This window comes from Hydrogenophaga sp. Root209, from assembly GCF_001428625.1.
In the GTDB taxonomy this organism is placed as follows: Bacteria; Pseudomonadota; Gammaproteobacteria; order Burkholderiales; family Burkholderiaceae_C; genus Hydrogenophaga.
Window position 1 is genome coordinate 441,611 of record NZ_LMIE01000001.1, and the last position, 20,110, is coordinate 461,720.

The following is a 20,110-nucleotide window of genomic DNA, read 5'->3' on the forward strand; positions in this document are numbered from 1 at the left end:
TGCCTACATTGGAGCCATCGCAACGGCCGTCGTTGCGACCCAACCCGCCCAGGCGCCCAGCGTCCAGGCACAGCCAGGAGCCCGTCATGCTGCATTACGCCGTGGTCTTTTTCGTCATCGCCCTGATCGCCGCCGTGCTGGGCTTCGGGGGCCTGGCAGCCGGTGCGGCAGGCATCGGCAAGGTGCTCTTCGCCATCTTCATCGTCATGGCCATCGTGACCATCGTGGTCGACTTCGTGCGTCGCCGCTGAGGCCACAGCGGCGGGCCTTCGCGATCAGGCAGAGCCGCGAGGGGTCTGAGACAACAAGGCCTTGGCCGCCTCGATGCGCAGCGCCAGCGGTGCTGACGCGTCGTTCATCACCGACATCAGGAACTGCCTGGGCTCCATCGGCGCATCGCCGGTGGGCGCGGGCGGTGTCGTTTGTGTCGGCGCGCGCGTGGGCGGGGCGCCTGGAACCTTGGCCGGTATCAGGCGCTCAAGGGCATGGGTCCATTCATCGGGTTGGATGCATTTCAGCCGCGACAGCAATTCGGCTTGAGCGTCCTGGCCAGGCGCCATGTCCAGCCACGGGTCTTCTCCAAACACCGCGGGCAGGTCCGGGCTGACAAAGGCCGACCAGTTGCCCGTGGCCTCCTGCAGCGCCGGCACTGCGGGAGCGCGGTGCACGGACCCCGCCACAGCCACGTCGGATGGTGGCCACATCAGGATGCGCGAGCGCGCGACATCGGGCAGGTAACGCTGGCGCAGCTGCTCCAGGAAGCGCTGCGCCTGTTCCAGCGCCACCGGTTGCGCCAGCGAGAACCACAGCTGGTAGCTGTCGGTGCCGGAGACCGCGATGGCCGGGGCGGGCAGTTCCAGGTCGGCCTGCACGCCTTGCCAGACCGCGCGCAGCAAGGTCCAGTCGGCGGGCCGGGCCAGGCCCAGCACCAAGGCCCGCGTGTGCCCGTCGGCGGCGTCGGGATAGAGGCGCTGCTGCTCGGTGTCGAGCCGGGTCACAGGAAGCGCTCCAGGTAGCGGCGCGACACCCGGTCCAGCTGGTTGCGATCGGGGATGTCGAACACCACGCCGTGTGCGCTGGTGATCAGCAGGCGGCGCTGGCCCGGCAGGCGGCGGATGTCTTCCTCCACCTTGAGCACGAGCTCGGTGGGGCCACGGTCGGTGTCGACCTGCCAGGTGCTGGGGGTGCTGAAGGTGCTCACCTCGCGGATGCGCAGCACCACCGGCGAGAACTCACGCTCCGACATCGCCTGCGTCACCGCGGCCCGACGCGGCTCGTCGAGCGCGTCCAGCCGTGCCACGAACACCAACTCATGTCCGTCGGGGTCGACGATGGAAATGGCCTCGTCGGGCGCGCTCAGCGGGAAGGAGCGCACCAACTGCACACCCACCCGGGGCTCACCACCGGCCAGGCGGCAGACCCAGCGGCCCTGGCTGTCGCGGTGAAGATCGAAGTCGTCCATGGAGCGGGTCGTAGTGTTCATGGCGGGAGGGCACCGGTGTGCGCCGAGGGCTGCGGCAGGTGGTGGGCCAGGGCGTTGTCGATGTGGTCCGGGTCTTCGGCCGCGGCCTGGCGGGCCTGGGCCTCGTGCAGGCGCCAGTAGTGGCCCTGGCGCGCCATCAGCTCGTCGTGCGGCCCCACCTCCACCACCTCGCCGCGGTCCATCACCACCAGCCGGTCGGCCTTGCGCAGCGTGGACAGGCGGTGCGCGATCGCAATCGTCGTGCGGCCCTGCACCAGGTTGTCCAGCGCCTTCTGGATTTCCTTTTCGGTCTCGGTGTCCACGGCCGATGTGGCTTCGTCCAGGATCAGGATGCGCGGGTCGATCAGCAGCGCGCGCGCGATGCTGATGCGCTGGCGTTCCCCGCCCGAGAGGCCCTGACCGCGTTCACCCACCAGCGAGTCGTAGCCGTGCGCCAGGCGCAGGATGAAGTCGTGCGCGTGGGCCGCGCGCGCGGCGGCCACGATCTCCTCGCGCGTGGCGCCGGGCTTGCCGTAGGCGATGTTGTCGGCCACGGTGCCGAAGAACAGAAAAGGCTCCTGCAGCACCAGGCCGATGTGGCGGCGGTAGTCGGCCACGCGGAAACGCCGGATGTCGGTGCCGTCGAGTTCGATGCGGCCTTCGCTCACGTCGTAGAAGCGGCAGATCAGGTTGACCAGTGTGCTCTTGCCCGAGCCGCTGTGGCCGACCAGCCCGATCATCTCGCCGGGGCGGATGTCCAGGTTCAGGTCGCGGATCACGGAGCGGTTGCCGTAGCGGAATGCAATGCCGTGGATGCTCAGGCCGCCGCGCACCGGCACGTCCTGCACCGGCTCGGCGGGTTCGGGCACGTTGGACACGTGGTCCAGGATGTCGAAGATGCGCTTGGCCCCGGCAGCGGCCTTCTGCGTCACCGAAACGATGCGGCTCATGGAGTCGAGCCGGCCGTAAAAGCGGCCGATGTAGGCGATGAAGGCGGTGAGCACACCGACCGTGATGTCGCCCTTGGCGATCTGCCAGATGCCGAACGCCCAGACCACCAGCAGGCCCACGTCGGTGAGCAAGGTGACGGTGGGTGTGAACAGGCTCCAGGTCTTGTTGATGCGGTCGTTGACCACCAGGTTCTGGTTGTTGGCCTCGTGAAAACGGCCCGACTCGCGCCGCTCCTGCGCGAAGGCCTTGACCACGCGGATGCCGGGAATGGTGTCGGCCAGCACATTGGTCACATCGCCCCACACGCGGTCGATTTTTTCGAAGCCGGTGCGCAGGCGGTCGCGCACGCGGTGGATCATCCAGGCAATGAAAGGCAGCGGCAGCAGCGTGACCAGCGCCAGCCAGGGGTTGATGGAGAACAGGATGGCCGAGGTCATGAGCAGCATCAGCACGTCGGTGGCGAAATCGAGCGCGTGCAGCGAGAGGAAGACCGAGAGCCGGTCGGTCTCGGAGCCGATGCGGGCGATCAGGTCGCCGGTGCGCTTGGCGCCGAAGTAGTCGAGCGAGAGGCCCAGCAGGTGGTCGAAGGCGCTGGTGCGCAAATCGGCGGCGATGCGCTCGGACACCAGCGCCAGCAACCAGGTGCGCGCCCAGCCCAGCCCCCAGGCCACAAGACCCGCGCCCAGCAGGCCCGAGAGCAGCAAGGCCACATAGCCGGTGTCGATCTGCTTGCCGTTCTGGAACGGGATCAGCACGTCGTCCATGAGCGGGATCGTCAGGTAGGGCGGCACCAGCGTGGCGGCGGTGGAGGCCAGCGTGAGCAGGAAGCCCGCCAGCAGCTGCCAGCGGTAAGGCCTCGCGAAACGCCACAGGCGCAGCAGCACCCAGGTGGAGGGGATGTCGGCCAGCTGCCGCGCGCAAACTTCGCACTCCTCGCTGTCGGGGTTCAGCAGCGACTGGCACGACGGGCAGCGCAGGCCCGCTTCGGGGGCGGGTGCCGCCCCGCCCTGCAGGCGACCCATGGCCAGGTCGAACTGGCGCACCAGCCGCAGCGCGGCGGGGTTCTGAGCGAGGGTGAAGCGCCAGCGCGTGCGCAGGCCACTGTCGTCCAGCAGGTCCAGCGTGGCCACGCCGGCCAGGTCGGTGTGCTGCAGGCGCAGCGCGCGCTCCAAGGGCCAGGCCTGCCGGCTGCCGTGCGCGGGCAGCTGCACCAGTTCGGTCGGGGTGAGCAGCAACTCGCCGCTGGTGAAGTGGCCCTGCTCGTCCAGATCGAGGGTCATGCGGGCCAGCACGTCCGGTGGGGGGGTGTCGGCCGAAGACGGGCCGAGGGGGGTGGGACGGGGTGTGGCAGCGGTGGTTTGCATGAACCGGAAATTGTGCGCCAAGTCGCCAGCGTTGCTGGCGTGACATAGAGCCACAATTTGTCGTGCCCGGCTCAGTCGCACCGCCTCGGGACGGCGCAGAATGCGGGGTGCGGGTGCATCAAGCACCCGCACCGGGCGGCGCTTGAGGGCGTGCGCCCACCGTTGACAGCCGGGCCCACTGCCCGGCTTTTGTGCGTTCAATCCCGGGTTTTATGGATTCAAACCGTTTTGCGCTGACTGTGCTTCGCCACCGTTTCCTGGGTGGGCCCAACATCTGGACCTACCGTTCCGCGATGGAGGTCTGGCTGGATCTGGGGGCGCTGGAGCAGCGCCCCTCCCACACCATCGAAGGCCTGACCGAGCGGTTGCTGGTGCTGTTGCCGGGCCTGGCGGCGCACCATTGCGGCGTGGGCGAGCCCGGTGGTTTCCTGCAACGGCTGCGTGAAGGCACCTGGGCCGGCCACGTGCTGGAGCACTGCGTGATCGAGTTGCTCAACCTGTCGGGCATGCCCACCGGCTTCGGCCAGACCCGCAGCACCAGCCAGCCCGGCGTCTACCGCATGGTGTTTCGCGCCCGCAACCGCGCCACCGCCGAGGCGGCCCTAAGCCACGGGCATGCACTGTTGCAGGCGGCGATGAACAACGAAGCCTTTGACGTGGCAGCGGCGGTGAAGGCCTTGCACGATGTGGTCGACTCGACCTGGTTGGGCCCGTCCACCGCGGCCATCGTGAACGCGGCCACCGAGCGCGGCATCCCGCACCTGCGCCTGACCGATGGCAACCTCGTGCAACTCGGCCAGGGCGCGCGCCAGCGCCGCATCTGGACCGCAGAGACCGAGCTCACCAGCGCGATCGCCGAGAACATCGCCGGTGACAAGGACCTCACCAAATCGCTGCTGCTGAGCTGCGGCGTGCCGGTGCCCGAGGGCCACATCGTGGCCAACGCGCAAGAGGCCTGGGACGTGGCTCAGGACATCGGGCTGCCGGTGGTGGTCAAACCCAGCGACGCCAACCACGGGCGCGGCGTGTCGCTCGAGCTGAGCGAGCATGCCGACATCGAGCGCGCCTTCGCCATTGCCGATGCCGAAGGCAGCGACGTCATCGTCGAGCGCTACATCCTGGGCAACGAGCACCGCGTGCTGGTGGTGGGCGGGCGCGTGGTGGCGGCCAACCGGGGCGAGAGCCTGTGGGTCACCGGCGACGGCGTGGCCGACGTGAAGACCCTCATCGACCTGCAGCTCAACAGCGACCCGCGCCGCGGCGAGGCCGAAGAGTTTCCGCTCGAGACGATCCGGCTGGAGCGTGAACCGGCCATGGCCCTGCTGCTGGAGCGCCAGGGCCTGGGGCCCGACGCCGTGCCCGCCGTGGACCAGCGCGTGCTGGTGCAGCGCAACGGCAACATGGCCTACGACTGCACCGACGAGGTCCACCCCGAGGTGGCCTACATGGCCAGCCTGGCGGCACGCGCCGTGGGCCTGGACATCGCCGGCATCGACATGGTCACGCAGGACATCGGCCGTCCGCTGCACGAGGTGGGCGGCGCCATTGTGGAAGTGAACGCCGGCCCCGGGCTGCTCATGCACCTGCGCCCGGCCATCGGCCAGCCGCGCCCGGTGGGTGAAGCCATCGTGGCCCAGCTGTTCGACCCGGCCACACCCATGGCCGGGCGCGTGCCCCTCATCGGCGTGAGCGGCACCCGGGGCACCGCCCTGCTGGCCCGCGCCGCGGCCTTCCTGCTCGACCTGGCCGGTGCCCCGGCCGGCCTCGCATCGAGCGAAGGCATCCACATCGGGCGCCGCCGCATCGAGCGCGCCGGTGCCGACTACTGGGAGCAGTGCCAGCGCCTGCTCATGAACCGCGAGATCCAGGGCCTGGCGGTCGAGACCGCGCCCTCGCTCATCCTCGACCACGGCCTGCCCTACGACCGCTGCCTGGTGGGCGTGGTCACCGACCTCGGTGGCTGGGAAGGCCTGACGCACCACGACATCTTTGACGCCTCGGGCATGCCACGGGTGCTGCGCACCCAGGTCGACGTGGTGCTTGAGCAAGGTGCCTGCGTGCTCAACCTGGACGAGCCCGGTGTGGCCGATCTCGCGCGGCATTGCGACGGAAGCAGCCTGGGGTACGGCGCCGGCCCGGTGCCGGCCGATGTGACGATGCCGCGCACCGTGCGCTGGCAAGGCGAGGCGGTGTGCCTCATCGACAGCGGCGAGGTGATCGCCCGCGCGCCACTGACCGGCATTGCCGACGCAGCAACGGCCCACATCCTGTGCGGTGCCGCGGCAGCAGCCTGGGCCGCCGGCATGAGCCCGGTGCTGGTGGCCGCCGGCCTGCAGCGCTTTGACACCCTGCCGCGAGCCTGAAGCACCCCACCCCCGTTTCCCGACCGAACTCCAACCGAATTCCGCCCTCCGCCATGGACATTTCCCGCATCCGAGCCTTGCGTGGTCCCAACCTCTGGACCCGCCAGACCGCCATCGAAGCCATCGTCCACTGCCCGCCCGACGAGCGCTCCCTGAGCGCCCTGCCCGGCTTCGAGGTCGCGCTGCGCGAGCGCTTCCCGCAGCTTGGTCGCTGGCCGCGTCCGGCCAGCGACCTCTCGCTGGCCAATGTGCTCAAGCTGGTGGCGCTGGCCCTGCAGGCCCAGGCCGGCTGCCCGGTGAGTTTTTCACGCTGCACCGAAACCGTGGTGCAGGGCACCTACCAGGTGGTGGTGGAGTACACCGAGGAGGCCGTGGGGCGCGAGGCCCTCAAGGCGGCCGAGCAGCTCATCGCGGTGGTCCGTGGTCAGTGCGATGAGGCGTTTGATGTGCAGGCCGTCATTGCCCGCCTGCGCGAGATCGACGAAGACGTGCGCCTGGGCCCGTCCACCGGCTCCATCGTCAACGCGGCCGTGGCGCGCGGCATTCCGTTTCGCCGCCTCACGCAGGGCTCGCTGGTGCAGTTGGGCTGGGGCGCGCACCAGCGCCGCATCTGGGCCGCCGAGGTCGACACCACAAGCGCGGTGTCGGAGAGCATCGCGCAGGACAAGGACCTCACCAAGAACCTGCTGCGCGCCGCTGGCGTGCCGGTGCCCCTGGGTCGCCCGGTGGACAGCGCCGAAGAGGCCTGGGCGGTGGCGCAGTACGTCGGCCTGCCGGTGGTGGTGAAGCCGCGCGACGGCAACCAGGGCAAGGGCGTGACGGTGAACATCGTCTCGCGCGAACACCTCGAACTGGCCTACCGCGCCGCTGTTGAATACGGCCAGCCGATGGTGGAGAAGTACCTGCCCGGCAACGACTACCGACTGCTCGTGGTGGGCGATCGGCTGGTGGCCGCGGCGCGGCGCGATCCGCCGCAGGTCACGGGCGACGGCGTGCATACCGTGGCCGAGCTGGTGGAAGCGGTCAACGCCGATCCCCAGCGCGGCGACGGCCACGCCACTTCGCTCACGCGCATGCGCATCGACGAGATCGCCTTGGCCCGCCTGCAGATCCAGGGGCACACACCGGATACCGTGCCGGGCAAAGGTCAGCGCGTGGTGCTGCGCAACAACGCCAACCTGTCCACTGGCGGCACCGCCACCGACGTGACCGACGACGTGCACCCCGAGGTCGCGGCGCGCGCCGTGGCCGCAGCGCGCATGGTGGGGCTGGACGTGTGCGGCGTGGACGTGGTGTGCGAGACCGTGCTGACGCCGCTGGAAGACCAGAGCGGCGGCATCGTGGAGGTCAACGCCGCCCCCGGTCTGCGCATGCACCTGAGCCCCTCGTACGGCAAGGGCCGCGCCGTGGGCGAGGCCATCATCGACCACCTGTTTGCGCCCAGCCAGAACGGCCGCATTCCCGTGGTGGCCGTGACCGGCACCAACGGCAAGACCACCACCGCGCGCCTGATCGCGCACCTGCTGCACACCCAGGGCCTGCGCGTGGGCATGACCAACACCGACGGCGTGTACGTGAACGGTCGCCAGACCGACAGTGGCGATTGCGCCGGCCCGCGCAGCGCGCGCAACGTGCTCATGCACCCCGAGGTGGATGCCGCGGTGTTCGAGACCGCGCGCGGCGGTGTGCTGCGCGAAGGTCTGGGCTTCGACCGCTGCCAGGTGGCGGTGGTCACCAACATCGGCTCGGGCGACCACCTGGGTCTGAACTACATCACCACGGTGGAAGACATCGCGGTGCTCAAGCGCGTGGTCATCCAGAACGTGGCGCCCACCGGCTACGGCGTGCTCAATGCGGCCGATCCGCACTGCGTGCGCATGGCCGAGGTGTGCACCGGCAAGGTGATCTTCTTCTGCAGCGACGCCCACAACCCGGTGCTGGCCACGCACCGGGCGCAAGGCCGCCGTGCGGTCTGGGTGGAGGGAGAACACATCGTCGCCACCCAGGGCGAACGCCGCCACGAGGTGGCGCTGGCCGACATCCCCATGACCATGAACGGGCGCGTCGGCTTCCAGGTGGACAACGCCATGGCCGCCCTGGCCGCGGCCTGGGGCCTGGGCATCCCGTGGGCCCGCATCCGCCAGGGCCTGGCCACGTTCCAGAGCGACGCCGCCAGCGTGCCCGGCCGCTTCAACCTGATGAGCCTGCGCGGCGCCACCGTGATCGCCGACTACGGCCACAACCCGGATGCCATGCGCGCCCTGGTCGCGGCCGCCGATGCCATGCCCGCGCAGCGCCGCCTGGTGGTGATCAGCGGCGCGGGCGACCGGCGCGACGAGGACATCCGCGAGCAGACGCGCATCCTGGGCGCGGCCTTTGACGAGGTGATCCTGTACGAGGACGCCTGCCAGCGTGGCCGCACCGAAGGCGAGGTCACGGGGCTGCTGCGCCAGGGGCTCGAAGGCGCCACGCGCACCCGCCGCATCGACACCATCCAGGGCGAGTTCGTGGCCATCGACGCCGCGCTGGATCGTCTGCAGCCCGGCGACCTGTGCCTGGTGCTGATCGACCAGGTGGAGGCCGCGCTGCGCTACCTGCGCGAGCGCTGCAAGCCTGCCCCCACCACCACGGCCTGAGTCAAGTGGGCGCGGCGATCGGTCGCGCCCGGCCCAGCCGGCCCAGCTGCAACTCCACCCCGTGGTGGAAGGCCGCGCCGGCCAGGTTGCACGCCAGCCAGGCCACGCACACCCCGAGCGTCTGCACCCAGGCGTCGGGGCTGGCGTAACGCGTGAACCAGGCGTTCACCACCAGCGCCACCGGAAAGTTCAACAAGAACACCCCGTATGAGATGCGGCCCAGGTAGCCCAGCACGCGGCTGCGTGGCCAGGTGAACAGCCACCCGCTGCGGTGGGCCCAGGCCAGCGTCAGCGCCACGCCCAGCGCCAGCGCGATGCGGGTGCGCCAGTCCAGGGCGAGCGCGAGGGCGGTGAACAACACCATGCCCGCCAGCCACGCCGGCGCGCTGCGTCCCGCTTCTGCGCGGCTCGCCCAGAAGGCCAGCGCCCCCAGACCGTAGGCGCCGAAAAAGTAGATCGCCCAGTTGTCCCAGTGGCTGTCGCGGTTGAAGTGAAAGAGCGAAGCCAGCACCACGGCCACCACCAGCAGCGGCGCCAACGCGCCTGACCGCCGAGTCGCCCGTTGTTCCAGCCACAGCAGGCCGAGCAGCAGCGCGTACAGCTGCACGTCGATGGCCACATACCAGACCCCCGCCGACAGCGAATCCACCCCGAGCAGGCTGTGGATCAGCAGCGCGTGCGCCACAAACTGCCACAGCGTGGGTGGCGCGGGCAGCGAGTCGTGCGTCATCCAGTACCGGGCGATCTCGGTGCACACCATGGCCAGCAGCAGCGCCGCCATCAGCGGCAGGCTCACGCGCAAGAAGCGTTGCCACAGCAAGGCCAGCGGGCGCTCGGTGCGCAAGCGCCCGCCAGGCGCCAGGCTGCGCGCGGCCAGAAAGCCCGCCACCACCAGAAAGATCTGCACCGCCATGCGCGCGTGCTGGCTGAACCAGCCCACCAGGCCCGGGGCGAGCTGGTGCGTCCAGTCCGACATGGGGCCGTAGAACGCCAGGTGGTGCAGCACGATGAGCTGTGAACCGACGGCCTTGAGCGCGTCGATGAAGGGCATGCGCTCGCCGGTGGGCGCAGGACGGGTGGAGGTCGGCATGGTGCGGGTTCAAGAGGAGATCAGGTCGGCATCATCGCCGCTGCGCGCTCAGCTGCGTTCCGCGTTGCACGCCGCGCAGCAACGAAGGACCCGAGAAGGCCGTGGATGACACGGCAGTTCGTGTCTTGCGCGCGTTTTCAGAAGCACACACTTTGCAGCTCCTCACCCCCGAGCGCAAACTCCATGATCACCTTCGAAAAACGCAGCAGGCGCCTCAGGCCAGTGGAGCGGTTGGCGGCATCCGCCACGCCCCGTCTGAGCATCGTCGCGGCTGCGGTGATGCTGTGTGGTTCGGGACTGGCGCAGGCCCAGCAGACCATCTCTTCCAGCACCACCTCGACCGTCACCGCCACCGGCGGTGACATCGTGGTCAACGCCGGCGTCACCGTTGGCAGTGGCTCGGGCGTACCGACGCCCATCGTTGTTGACGGTGTCGATGTCGGCAACCTGACCAACCACGGCAACCTGCTCAGCAGCACGAGCGGCGGAACGGGGCTGTATTTCAACAGCACCGCCAGCCTGGCGAACATCGTCAACAACGGACAGATGACCAGCAAGGGCGGCATCCAGTTGCGTTCGGCCGCATCGATCGTCAACAACGGGTCGATTCTGGGCACCGACCGCGGCATCACGGTCCACGCCACCGCCACCGGTTCGAGCATCACCAACAACGCCTACCTCAATGCCTTCACGCAGAGCTTCTCGGCGATTGCGAATCAGGCGGGCAGCACGCTGGTCTCGGTCACCAATGGCGCCAGCGGTCTCATCAGCGGGCTGTACGCGGTGGAGAACCACGGTGTCATCACCACATTGACCAACCACGGCTCCATGTGGTCCCGGCACTGGGTGCCGCTCGCCGCCATCGGTGGTGGCGGCAGCATCACCACATTGATCAACCTCGGCAGCATGTCCGGCGCCGGCTCGGCGGCTGCCATCGACCAGACCGTGGTCAACCTGGTGAACGCGCAAGGGGGTGGCGCACCCCTGAGCATCACCATCCAGCCCACCAACTATTCCATCGTCATCCAGTCACCGACGGCCTACGGCAAGTTGTCGGTGCGCAGCGCCAACGGCGCGATGAATTTCGGCATCCACACGGGCTCGTCGGTCACCTCGGGCTACTACTACGGCGCCGTTCTCAGCGGTGTCACGGGCAGCTACCTGGCCAGCACCTCGGGCACCTACGGCAGCACCGCCTGGAACCTGAGCCTGGCCTCGGGCAGTGACAACATCTGGAACCTCTGTTTCGGCGGCGGGGCCTGCTCTTACACGCTGTCGAGCGACATCCTGGCGGGGCAGACCTTCGCGTCCTCCGGTCTGGGAACGTCGGTGAACAACAGCTTCGACGGCGGCACGCTGGAGATGTCCAGCGCCTCCACCGTCGCGGGTGATTTCACCATCAGCGCGAACGACGGCACCATCGACCAGCAGGCCCTGGACTCGACCTTCTCGGGGAATTTCTCCGACGCGACCGCAGGCGTGGCCGGCAAGCTGATCATCAGCAACAGCGGCACCGCGCGCCAGGGCTCGATCACCCTGTCCGGCGTCAACACCCACACCGGCGGCATCGAGGTGCAGGCCGGCGCGATGCTGGTGATCTCTGCGCCCTCGGCGCTGGGCACCGGCACGCTGGCCCTGGTCGGCTCGGCCACGGTGCCCGCTTCCCTGGGCACCACCCAGACCATGACCATCACCAACGCCATCACCGTGGCCGGTGACCCGGTCTTCAACGTGGCCCCTGGCACGACGCTGACCGTGAGCAGCGCCATTGCCGACGGTGCCACGCCGGGCGACATCGAGATCGAGGGCGGCGGCACGCTGCTGCTGACCGCGGCCAACACCTACACCGGCCCGACCCTCATCGACTTCGGCTCGACGCTGGCGCTCGCGGGCGCCGGATCGATCACCCCCACATCAGCCGTGAGCAACAACGGAACCTTCGACGTTTCCGCCGCCAGCCAGACGGTCAGCCTGGGTGGCAGCCTGGCCCAGTCCGCGACCGGCAACCTGGTCGTGCGGGCCGAGCCCACCAGCTTCCAGCGGATCGACGTGGCCAGCACGGCCGCGCTCGCCGGAACCCTGACACTCAACGCCGCCGCCGGCACCTACCGCATGGGCCGCTACACCCTGCTCACCGCCAACGGCGTGGGCGGCCGTTTCTCCACGCTGTCGACCAACCTGGGCTCGGTCACGCCACTGGGCTATTACCTGAGCTACGGCGCCAACGACGTGTACCTGACCCTGGCGCCCTCCGCGGCCCACACCTTGCAGGATATCGAGGCCAACGCCCGGCAGATGGCCACGCTCTACAGCCTGCAGGGCGCGGCGCTGCAGGCCGGCTTGTCGTACGACTGCAGCAGCTACGACCGACGCGGCATGTGCGTGGGCCTCGGGGGCCGCCGCAGCCAGACCACCGGCAGCCAGGCGCGCCACGGTCAGGCGGCCCAGGTCGTCGTCGCCTACCGCGCGGCCCCCGGGCTGCAGGTCGGCGCTTTCGCCGACTGGTCCACCAGCACGAACCTGTCCGACCAGATCCGCCTGCGCGGCACCAACCCCATGGTGGGCATGTTTGGTCAGTGGAACCACAGCGCCGACAGCAGCGGCTGGGCGGTGCGGGCCTCGGTCGCCTTCTCCGACAACGCGCTGGCCATTGAGCGCAGCGGCGGCGACTACAGCGAAGCCGGAGAAGGCCGCACGCGCGTCAATGCGCAGGCCTACCAGCTGATGGCGAGTTACACGCACGCACTCGCAGGCCTTGTGATGGCCTCGCCCTACCTCGGCGTGCGCCATTCCCGCATCCGCACCCGCGGCTACACCGAAGCCGTGAGCAGCGACGTCGCCAGTCCGCTGAGCTTCGACGCACAGAGCCAGCGCGCCGTCGTCGCCCTGGTGGGCGTGGGAGTGCGGGCACAGCTCGCCGAACAACTCGCCCTCAGCGTCGCGGCAGGTGTTCAACACGATCTGAGCCGATCGATGGGCAACTACGCCGGCAGCAGCGAGATCCCCGGCCTGAGCAATTTCAGCGTTGCGATGCCGCACGCGCAACGAACCCGGCTCACGGCCTCGGCCGGCCTGGCCTACCTGTTCAAGAAGAACGAGCGTCTGGGCCTGAACCTGGTCTGGCAGGAGCAACCCATCGGCCAGAGCGTGCTCACGGTCTTCACGGGCTACACCCTGGGCTTCTGAGTTCGACGCAGCCGCTCACCCGTCGAGGCTGCTGGTGATCTGCAGGCAGAGTCCTCGCAATGGAACCTACGCCTTCACCAGCCGCTGCATCCAGTCCAGCAACACGGTCGGCAGCGCGCCCGGCGTCGACAGCAAGGCGTGGTGATGGGCACCGAACACCGTGGGCAGGTAGCTGGCAGCCTGCCGGTCCACCGCCAGGCAAAACGGCGAGATGCCCTGCAGCCTGGCTTCGGTCACGGCCTGGCGGGTGTCTTCGATGCCGTAGCGGCCTTCATAGACGTCGCAATCGTTGGGTTTGCCGTCGGACAACAGCAGCAGCAGCCTGTGGGTGGCGTCTTCGCGCATGAGCGTGGCACTGGCATGGCGCAAGGCGGCGCCCGTGCGCGTGTACTGATCGGGCTCCAGCGCCGCGATGCGCAGCGCCACGGCGGGGCTGCAGGGCTCATCGAAGCGCTTGATGTCCCACAGGCTCACCGCCGCGGGCCCATTGCCGGAGAAGGCCTGCACCGCGAAGGGTTCGCCCATCGCGCCCAGGGCAATGCACACCAGCAGCAAGGCTTCGCGTTCGACGTCGATGACCCGGCGGCTGTTCGAGATCCAGCCATCGGTGGAGCCACTCACGTCGATGAGGATCAGGATGGCCATGTCGCGCCGGGATCGCTGTTGCGAGCAATACAGGTCCTGGGCCATGGGCCAACCGGCGCGCAGATTCGCAAAGCCTTCGACGCAGGCCTCCAGGTCGATGTCGTCGCCATCCGTCTGGCGGCGCCGCAGCGTGCGCTGGGGGCGCAGTGCCGCGAAGCGCTGGCGTATGACGCCGAGCAACGAGCGGTGCTCGACCAGGGTGTCGTCCACCCACTGCTGCGCACCCGTCGGTGCCGCCCGCAGCCGCACCGTGGCGCCGGGGTGGCGGTAGGCCTGGATCCGGCAATCCCACTCGGGGTAGCAGAACGCTTGCGGTGCGTCTGACGCGGCGGCGTTCGTGTGTCTGGGCCGCACGGCAGGCGGGTCGTCGGACAGCAGCACCTCCGGGGCCTGGCCCGGGGTCCAGACCAGCCGCGCCTGCGCGAGCTCGGAGACCAGGTCGGCGAACTCGTCGGCCGCCGCAGACTGGTCGCGATCGGTGGGCCGCTGCATGCCGAACGGATCCTCGGCCTGTTCGTGGGGCACGTCGGGCGGGATCATCCACGCGCCCGGCGTCTTCTCGTCTTCCTGCTCGGCGCCTTCGCGCACCTCGGGGCGGCGCGGCAGGCGTGCACTGCGCGGCGCGCGGGGGGCGGGGTCGTCGACCACGTCACTGCCTGCAAGACCCGCGCCCATGGCCGCGCCAGGCTTGCGCAAGTCACCGGTCCAGCTGTCCCGGAACAGGGGAGACGGGCCCAGGCGCCCCGCGCCGGGCAGGTCGCGCACCATGTCAGCCGCCAGACGGTGAGCGACCTGGGCCGAACTGTCTGGCGAGGCACCGTGGGGTGCGTGCGGATGCGGCTTGTCGACCGGCTGCGCCATCAGGGCGCGCACCAGAACCTCCAGCGGGCGGCGCGACGCGGCGAAGTGCGTCAAGGGCGGGCGCGCCGCGAGCGCTGCGCTGCGCAAGCTGTTCAGGGAGTGGGTCATGCCCGGCAACAGGTGCGCCAGCGCCGCATCAGCCGAGACGGCTTCCATCAAGAGGTAGATGTCGAGCACCAGCGGCGAGGCACAGCGGTCCAGGCCGGCGGCGCTGCCCCGGCTCGCTCGCAGGGCCTGCACCAGGGCCATGGTGCGAAAGCGGTCCATGGACCGCTGGGCATCGGCGAGGCCGGTATCCGATGGCAACCAGATGCACTGGCCATCGGTGGCTGGCAGCGCGACCGTCGCCCGCGGGAACGCATGGCGCTGGAACGTGTGGGCGAGCAAGGTGGGGCGTGCCGGCGCTTGCGCCGTGCGCAAGCGGTAGGAGGTGCCGAACACCGCCTCGATCAGCAGGTCCAGACGCGGCGCCACATCCGACAGCAGGGTCACCGGCCGGGCGGGCGCCTTGGCCCGATGCCGCTGCCACAGGGTTTGTGTGAACACGGTGGCGTGGCGGGCCACGTCGGTGATCACGTCCTCGGCTTCGGCCATCGGGCGGTGCCTCGGTCAAACAAAGGTGGCGTCGACCAGATCGCGCATCGCGTCCACCAGCGCTTCGTCATCCGACAGTGGCGACACCACCGCGCTCAGGCAAGCCTGCCGCATCGGAATGCCACTGACCACCAGCGCGGCCGCGGCGATCAACAAGCGGGTGCTCGGTACCTCGGCCAGTCCGCGGTCGCGCAGGGCGCGCAAGCGTTGCCCGAGCGACACCAGCGCCATGGCCGTGCCATGGTCGGCCCCGGATTCGCTCTCGATGATCGCCGCCTCACGCACGGCCGGTGGAAAGTCGAAGTCGAGCGCCACGAAGCGCTGTCGCGTGCTGGGCTTGAGGTCCTTGAGCATGCGCTGGTAGCCCGGGTTGTAGGAGATGACCAGCTGAAAACCGGGTGCGGCCACCAGCGTCTCGCCCGTCTTGTCGATCGGCAGGATGCGGCGGTGGTCGGTCAATGAATGCAACACCACCATGGTGTCTTGCCGGGCTTCGACGACTTCGTCCAGGTAGCAGATGGCGCCTTCGCGCACGGCGCGGGTGAGCGGCCCGTCCTGCCAGGCGGTGCCGTCGTGCCGGATCAGGAAACGGCCGATCAGGTCGCTGGCGCTCAGGTCGTCGTGGCAGGAGATCGTGATCAGCGGGCGCCGCAGCTTCCAGGCCATGTGCTCGACGAAACGCGTCTTGCCGCAACCGGTGGGGCCTTTGAGCATCACGGCCAGTCGCAGGGCGTGGCAGTGCTCGAAGACGGCCACCTCCGCACCCGAGGGCAGGTAATACGGCTCGCTGGCGGTCGACCGCTCCGAGCCGTCCAGCGGGCCAACGGTGTGGAGCAGCGCAGCAGCCAAGGGGGTGCTCACGAGGTGGACAAGACAGGCTCGGTGGGAGAGCGTGCCGCAGGGGTGTCCGCCTCGACATCGAAGCGAGGCGCATGGCGGAAGAAGTCGTAGATGAACAGCCCCACGCCGATCGCGAACAGCGATCCGGTGGCGATCAGCATCACGAAGTGCACCTGAATCTTCAACTGCGCATCGAGATAGCCCATGCCCATGATGCGTTCCAGGTAGACCTGCGCGATGCCGGCGGTGGCAAACGACAGCGTCATGCCGAACATGCCGCCCAGCTGCATCCAGAACGCCCAGTAGCCCAGGCTGCTGCCTTTCTCGCTGCGCCCCGGTGCCATTGCCGGCAGCGCATAGGTGATCATCGCCAGCACGATCATGGCGTAGGCCCCGTAGAAGGCCGCGTGTCCGTGCATCGCGGTGATCAGCGTGCCGTGGGTCCACTTGTTGACGTCCGGAAACGTGTGCGCCAGACCCAGCAGGCCGGCCCCGAACAGGGTGAACAGCGCGCTGCCGATGGTCCAGTGCAGGGCCAGGGTGTTGGGGTGCGAGAAGCCTGCGCGGCGCATGGCCGAATACGCGAACATCGCCATGCCCACCAGCGCCGCGGGTTCCAGCGCGCTGAAGATGCCGCCGATGGGCAACCAGTACGACGGAACGCCCACCCAGTAGTAGTGGTGCGCCGTGCCCAGGATGCCGGCGATGAAGACCAGACCCACGATCACGTACAGCCACTTCTCCATCACTTCCCGGTCGGCGCCGGACAGGCGGATCAGCAGGTAGGCCAGGAAGCCGCCCTGGATCATCACCCACACGCCCTCGACCCAGAGGTGGATCGTCCACCAGCGGTAGTAGATGGACACGGTGTAGTTCTCGTACTCCAGCAGCGCGGGCAGGTACAGCAGCGCGGCCAGGCCGAGGCCGAGCACGAGCACGCCCTCGGTGGTGGTGAAGCGTTTGGAGCGCCAGATCGTCATGCCGATGTTGTAGAGAAAGATCAACATGCAGATCACGATCACGATCTTGTGGGGCAGGGGTTGCTCCAGCAGCTTGTTGCCGGTGCCGTAGCGAAACAGATAGCCCACCACGGCGGTCACGCCCATCAAGGTCCACAGAACCAGCTGAACATAGGCGAGCTTGACGCTGTAGAGCTCGGTGCGCGATTCGTCGGGCACCATCCAGTAGGTGGCGCCCATGAAGCCGGTCAGCACCCACACGATCAGCAGGTTGGTGTGGATCACCTTGGTCACGTCGAACGGCAGGATGTTCAGCAGCGGATCGGGGCCGAGGTACTTGGTTGCCGACAGCAGCCCGAACACCAGCTGCAGCCCGAACAACACCATGGCCACGGCGAAATACCAGTAGGCAACCGATTGAGACCTGTAGCGCATGTCGAAACTCCTTCAGGGGTGGCGGCGGGGGCCCGCTGCCTGTGTGGGCTGGACGGCTTCGAAGCCCGTTACTTGAAGGTCGCCAGGTAGGCCGCGAGGTGGGCGATCTGCTCGGGCGTCAGGTCCTTTTCGTAGGTGTTCGGCATGAACGAGACCCCGTTGGCCGAGTACATGGCACCAGCGATCAGGTGAGCGCTGGGCTGGGTGATGGACTCGCGGATGTACGCCTCCAGATCTTTGGCGGAGCCCTTGTAGCCCGGAGACGCCAGGGTCTGCTGCGTGCGCGTGGCGATGCCGGCCAGCGAAGGGCCCGCCATGTCGGCGCCCGCCGTGAGCGAATGGCAGGCGGTGCAGGCGGGTGCGGCGGTCCGGAACACGCGCTCTCCCAAGGCCACCGGGTCCTTGTCGGACGCGGCTGCGGTCGATCCGGCTGCGGGAGTGGATGCTCCCGCCACAGCGGCCCCGGGAAGTGTGGCGTTACCACCCGTTGCGCCCAGGCCGGTGACCATGATGGGCCGCGGTGGCCAGCCGTGGTTGTCCACCTTGCTCACCCAGTCCAGAAACGCGATCAGGCCGTCAATGTCGGCATCGCTCAGGTTCTGCTGGGGCATCAGCCTGCGATGGCGCTGCTCGTCGTAGAACTTCGAGGGGTCCTTCAGGAAGGCCCGCAGGTAGGGCGCACCGCGCTGTTGCGCGATCTTGGTGAGATCGGGTGCGTAGTACGCACCCTCTCCGAACAGGGTGTGGCAGTTGATGCAGTTGTTCTTGTGCCAGACATTCTTGCCCAGGGTGACCGCGGGCGTGATGTTCTGTGCGTTCGTCAGTTTTGGAAACTGGCGATGGCTGTCGACGGTGAGACCCAGAAAGACCAGCGTGGCGAGCAGGGTCGAACCGATCGCGAAGTAACGTGCCTGGCGCTTGTTCATAGGTGTGCACCGGCGTCAGACGCTGATGCCCGTCCAGTAAATGACGCTGATGGCGCCTGCATAGGCGATGCCGGTGAGCATCAAACCGAGCACCACGTGGCTGAACACCTTGAGACTTCGGTACGCGGTCATGGGCAGCACCTCGACGGTTGTGTCGGCGTTTTCTCAAGAGCAAGAAAAGCAGGCAGACGGCGCATATTGATGCGTCCGCCGGTCTCGGTCCGTGCGCAAACGTACGCAGGGTGGGTGTGTCTCATCGCTTCAGCTCGCCGAGCTTCGATTCGATGTGGCTCCATTCTTCGGCGTCCGGCAGTGGCAGCTTGGTGCGGACGATGGGTTTCCATTCGCGCGCCAGCTCGGCATTCAGGGCCGTGAAATGCAGCTGATGGCCCGGCACATCCTCTTCGGCATAGATGGCATTGACGGGGCACTCCGGAACGCACACGGCGCAGTCGATGCAGTCGTCGGGATCGATGACGAGGAAGTTCGGCCCTTCGCGAAAGGCGTCGACCGGGCACACGTCGACGCAGTCGGTGTATTTGCAGCGTATGCACGCTTCAGTGACGACAAAGGTCATGGTGGCTCAGCCGTCCTTCCCGTCGAGGCGGGTGGCGACCAGCCAGGGCGCAAAGACCAGCAGGTACAGCGCGAATGCCAGGCCCCAGGCCAGGGCAGCGGCCACCAGCCAGATGGCGAGGTGCTGTGGCGCCAGCAGCGGCAGCAGGACCCGGGCGACGGCCGCGCCGGCCACCAGCAGGTAGGCGCTCACCTCAAGACGCGACACCTGCAGCGCCCGCCCGGTGTGACCGCGCGCGGTGCGGGTGATCATGCCGATGATGAGCCCGCCGGTGGCGCCCACCGCCAGGGCGTGGATGCCCGACGAAATGCCCACCACGCCGAGCTGCGACAGCGCGAGCAGCACAAGGCCGACGGGCAACCAGGCATAGGCGAGGTGCAACACCCACAGGATAGGGCGTGATCGCGTGCGAAGCGGTTTCCAACACCACAGGCGAAGCACATGCAGCAAAGCCGCAGCACCGAGCGCCGTGGCGCTGAAGATGTTGGCCGGAGCCAGCACCCACAAAGCCAGCGCGATGGCCGTCGTGCCGAGTGTGGCCTGCTCCAGCCAAGGAGGCACCTTCAACCTCACGCCTGGCAACGCCGACTGGGTGAACGCCGGGATCACCCGCCCGGCGATCACGCACTCGATCATCACGATCAGCGCCAGCCCCGCGTGCAGGGCACGGACCGGTTCGATGTTGAGGACCCCGCTCACCGCTCCGTGAAACGCAGCATTGGCCAGGGCGAGCAGCAACAGGATGGCGCCCAATGGCAAGTTTCGCCCGCCGCCCGCCCGCAAGAGCACCGCGATGAAGATGCCGGCCACCAGTGGCAACAGCAGCAGGTCCAGCAACGCGTAGACCACATACGGCGCGAACACGGCCGCGAGCCGGGCGGCCAGCCACAGCCCGGCGAGAGCGGCCAGCACGGCGCCGCGCGGTGTGTCCAGGCCGGTCCATGCCTTGCCCGCCGTCAGCAGAAAACCCACGATCACGGCCACCGTGAAGCCGAACAACATTTCATGGGCGTGCCAGAGCACGGGCGAGACCGTCAGGTTCAAGGAAACCTGCCCCAGCAGGAGCGCGATCCACAGTGGAATGGCCAGCATGCCGTAAGCGGCGGCGCCCAGGTAAAACGGACGGAAGCCGAGCCGCAGCAGTGGCCACCCCTGGGGCGATGGCACGGGGGTGGCCGCACGGGCTGCGAGCATGGCGGGTGGCGTTGTCATGGGAGGCAC

14 protein-coding genes are annotated in these 20,110 nt (G+C 68.6%); 4 read left to right on the forward strand and 10 right to left on the reverse strand.

The window, feature by feature from the left end:
- Positions 1-86: 86 nt before the first annotated feature.
- Positions 87-251, forward strand: coding sequence for a DUF1328 domain-containing protein (locus ASE11_RS25130; RefSeq protein ID WP_082585451.1), 165 nt, complete (start codon positions 87-89; stop codon positions 249-251).
- Positions 252-275: 24 nt separating this feature from the next.
- On the opposite strand, the gene ASE11_RS02185 is transcribed toward ASE11_RS25130, so the two are convergent.
- The 3 genes from ASE11_RS02185 to ASE11_RS02195 are packed head-to-tail and all read right to left on the reverse strand — an operon-like array spanning position 276 to position 3,777.
- Positions 276-998 (reverse strand): hypothetical protein, encoded by a 723-nt coding sequence (locus tag ASE11_RS02185; protein ID WP_056265191.1) that lies wholly within the window; start codon positions 996-998, stop codon positions 276-278.
- Positions 995-1,483, reverse strand: coding sequence for a DUF1854 domain-containing protein (locus tag ASE11_RS02190; RefSeq protein ID WP_056265196.1), 489 nt, complete (start codon positions 1,481-1,483; stop codon positions 995-997). Before ASE11_RS02190 ends, ASE11_RS02185 begins: the two co-directional genes overlap by 4 nt.
- On the reverse strand, positions 1,480-3,777 hold the full coding sequence (locus tag ASE11_RS02195; protein WP_082585452.1) for an ABC transporter ATP-binding protein: 2,298 nt from the start codon (positions 3,775-3,777) through the stop codon (positions 1,480-1,482). The genes ASE11_RS02190 and ASE11_RS02195 overlap by 4 nt, the downstream gene beginning before the upstream one ends.
- Positions 3,778-3,989: 212 nt before the next feature.
- Between ASE11_RS02195 and ASE11_RS02200 the strand changes: the two genes are divergently transcribed.
- Both ASE11_RS02200 and cphA read left to right on the forward strand, forming a co-directional pair.
- Positions 3,990-6,140, forward strand: coding sequence for a cyanophycin synthetase family protein (locus ASE11_RS02200; protein WP_056265201.1), 2,151 nt, complete (start codon positions 3,990-3,992; stop codon positions 6,138-6,140).
- A gap of 53 nt (positions 6,141-6,193) precedes the next feature.
- Positions 6,194-8,776 (forward strand): cyanophycin synthetase, encoded by a 2,583-nt coding sequence (gene cphA, locus ASE11_RS02205; RefSeq protein ID WP_056265204.1) that lies wholly within the window; start codon positions 6,194-6,196, stop codon positions 8,774-8,776.
- Between the two features lies 1 nt (position 8,777).
- On the opposite strand, the gene ASE11_RS02210 is transcribed toward cphA, so the two are convergent.
- On the reverse strand, positions 8,778-9,866 hold the full coding sequence (locus tag ASE11_RS02210) for an acyltransferase family protein (RefSeq protein WP_056265207.1): 1,089 nt from the start codon (positions 9,864-9,866) through the stop codon (positions 8,778-8,780).
- A 183-nt stretch (positions 9,867-10,049) separates the two neighbouring features.
- On the opposite strand from ASE11_RS02210, the gene ASE11_RS02215 reads away from it, so the two are divergent.
- Positions 10,050-13,052, forward strand: a complete 3,003-nt coding sequence (locus ASE11_RS02215; protein ID WP_056265210.1) for an autotransporter domain-containing protein — start codon at positions 10,050-10,052, stop codon at positions 13,050-13,052.
- A 66-nt stretch (positions 13,053-13,118) separates the two neighbouring features.
- On the opposite strand, the gene ASE11_RS02220 is transcribed toward ASE11_RS02215, so the two are convergent.
- From ASE11_RS02220 to ASE11_RS02245, 6 genes are all read right to left on the reverse strand, one after another.
- Complete coding sequence (locus tag ASE11_RS02220; protein ID WP_056265213.1) at positions 13,119-15,152, reverse strand: nitric oxide reductase activation protein NorD; 2,034 nt, start codon at positions 15,150-15,152, stop codon at positions 13,119-13,121.
- 15 nt (positions 15,153-15,167) lie between these two features.
- The gene (locus ASE11_RS02225; RefSeq protein ID WP_056265670.1) at positions 15,168-15,968 is read right to left on the reverse strand and encodes a CbbQ/NirQ/NorQ/GpvN family protein; all 801 of its coding nucleotides are present in this window, start codon (positions 15,966-15,968) and stop codon (positions 15,168-15,170) included.
- Between the two features lie 41 nt (positions 15,969-16,009).
- Entirely contained in the window at positions 16,010-17,386 is a 1,377-nt protein-coding gene (locus tag ASE11_RS02230; RefSeq protein WP_056265216.1) for a cbb3-type cytochrome c oxidase subunit I, read from the reverse strand.
- Between the two features lie 68 nt (positions 17,387-17,454).
- Entirely contained in the window at positions 17,455-18,312 is an 858-nt protein-coding gene (locus ASE11_RS02235) for a c-type cytochrome (protein ID WP_056265220.1), read from the reverse strand.
- Between the two features lie 253 nt (positions 18,313-18,565).
- The gene (gene fdxA / locus ASE11_RS02240; protein WP_056265223.1) at positions 18,566-18,889 is read right to left on the reverse strand and encodes a ferredoxin FdxA; all 324 of its coding nucleotides are present in this window, start codon (positions 18,887-18,889) and stop codon (positions 18,566-18,568) included.
- 6 nt (positions 18,890-18,895) lie between these two features.
- Positions 18,896-20,101, reverse strand: coding sequence for an NnrS family protein (locus ASE11_RS02245; protein ID WP_056265225.1), 1,206 nt, complete (start codon positions 20,099-20,101; stop codon positions 18,896-18,898).
- Positions 20,102-20,110 lie beyond the last annotated feature (9 nt).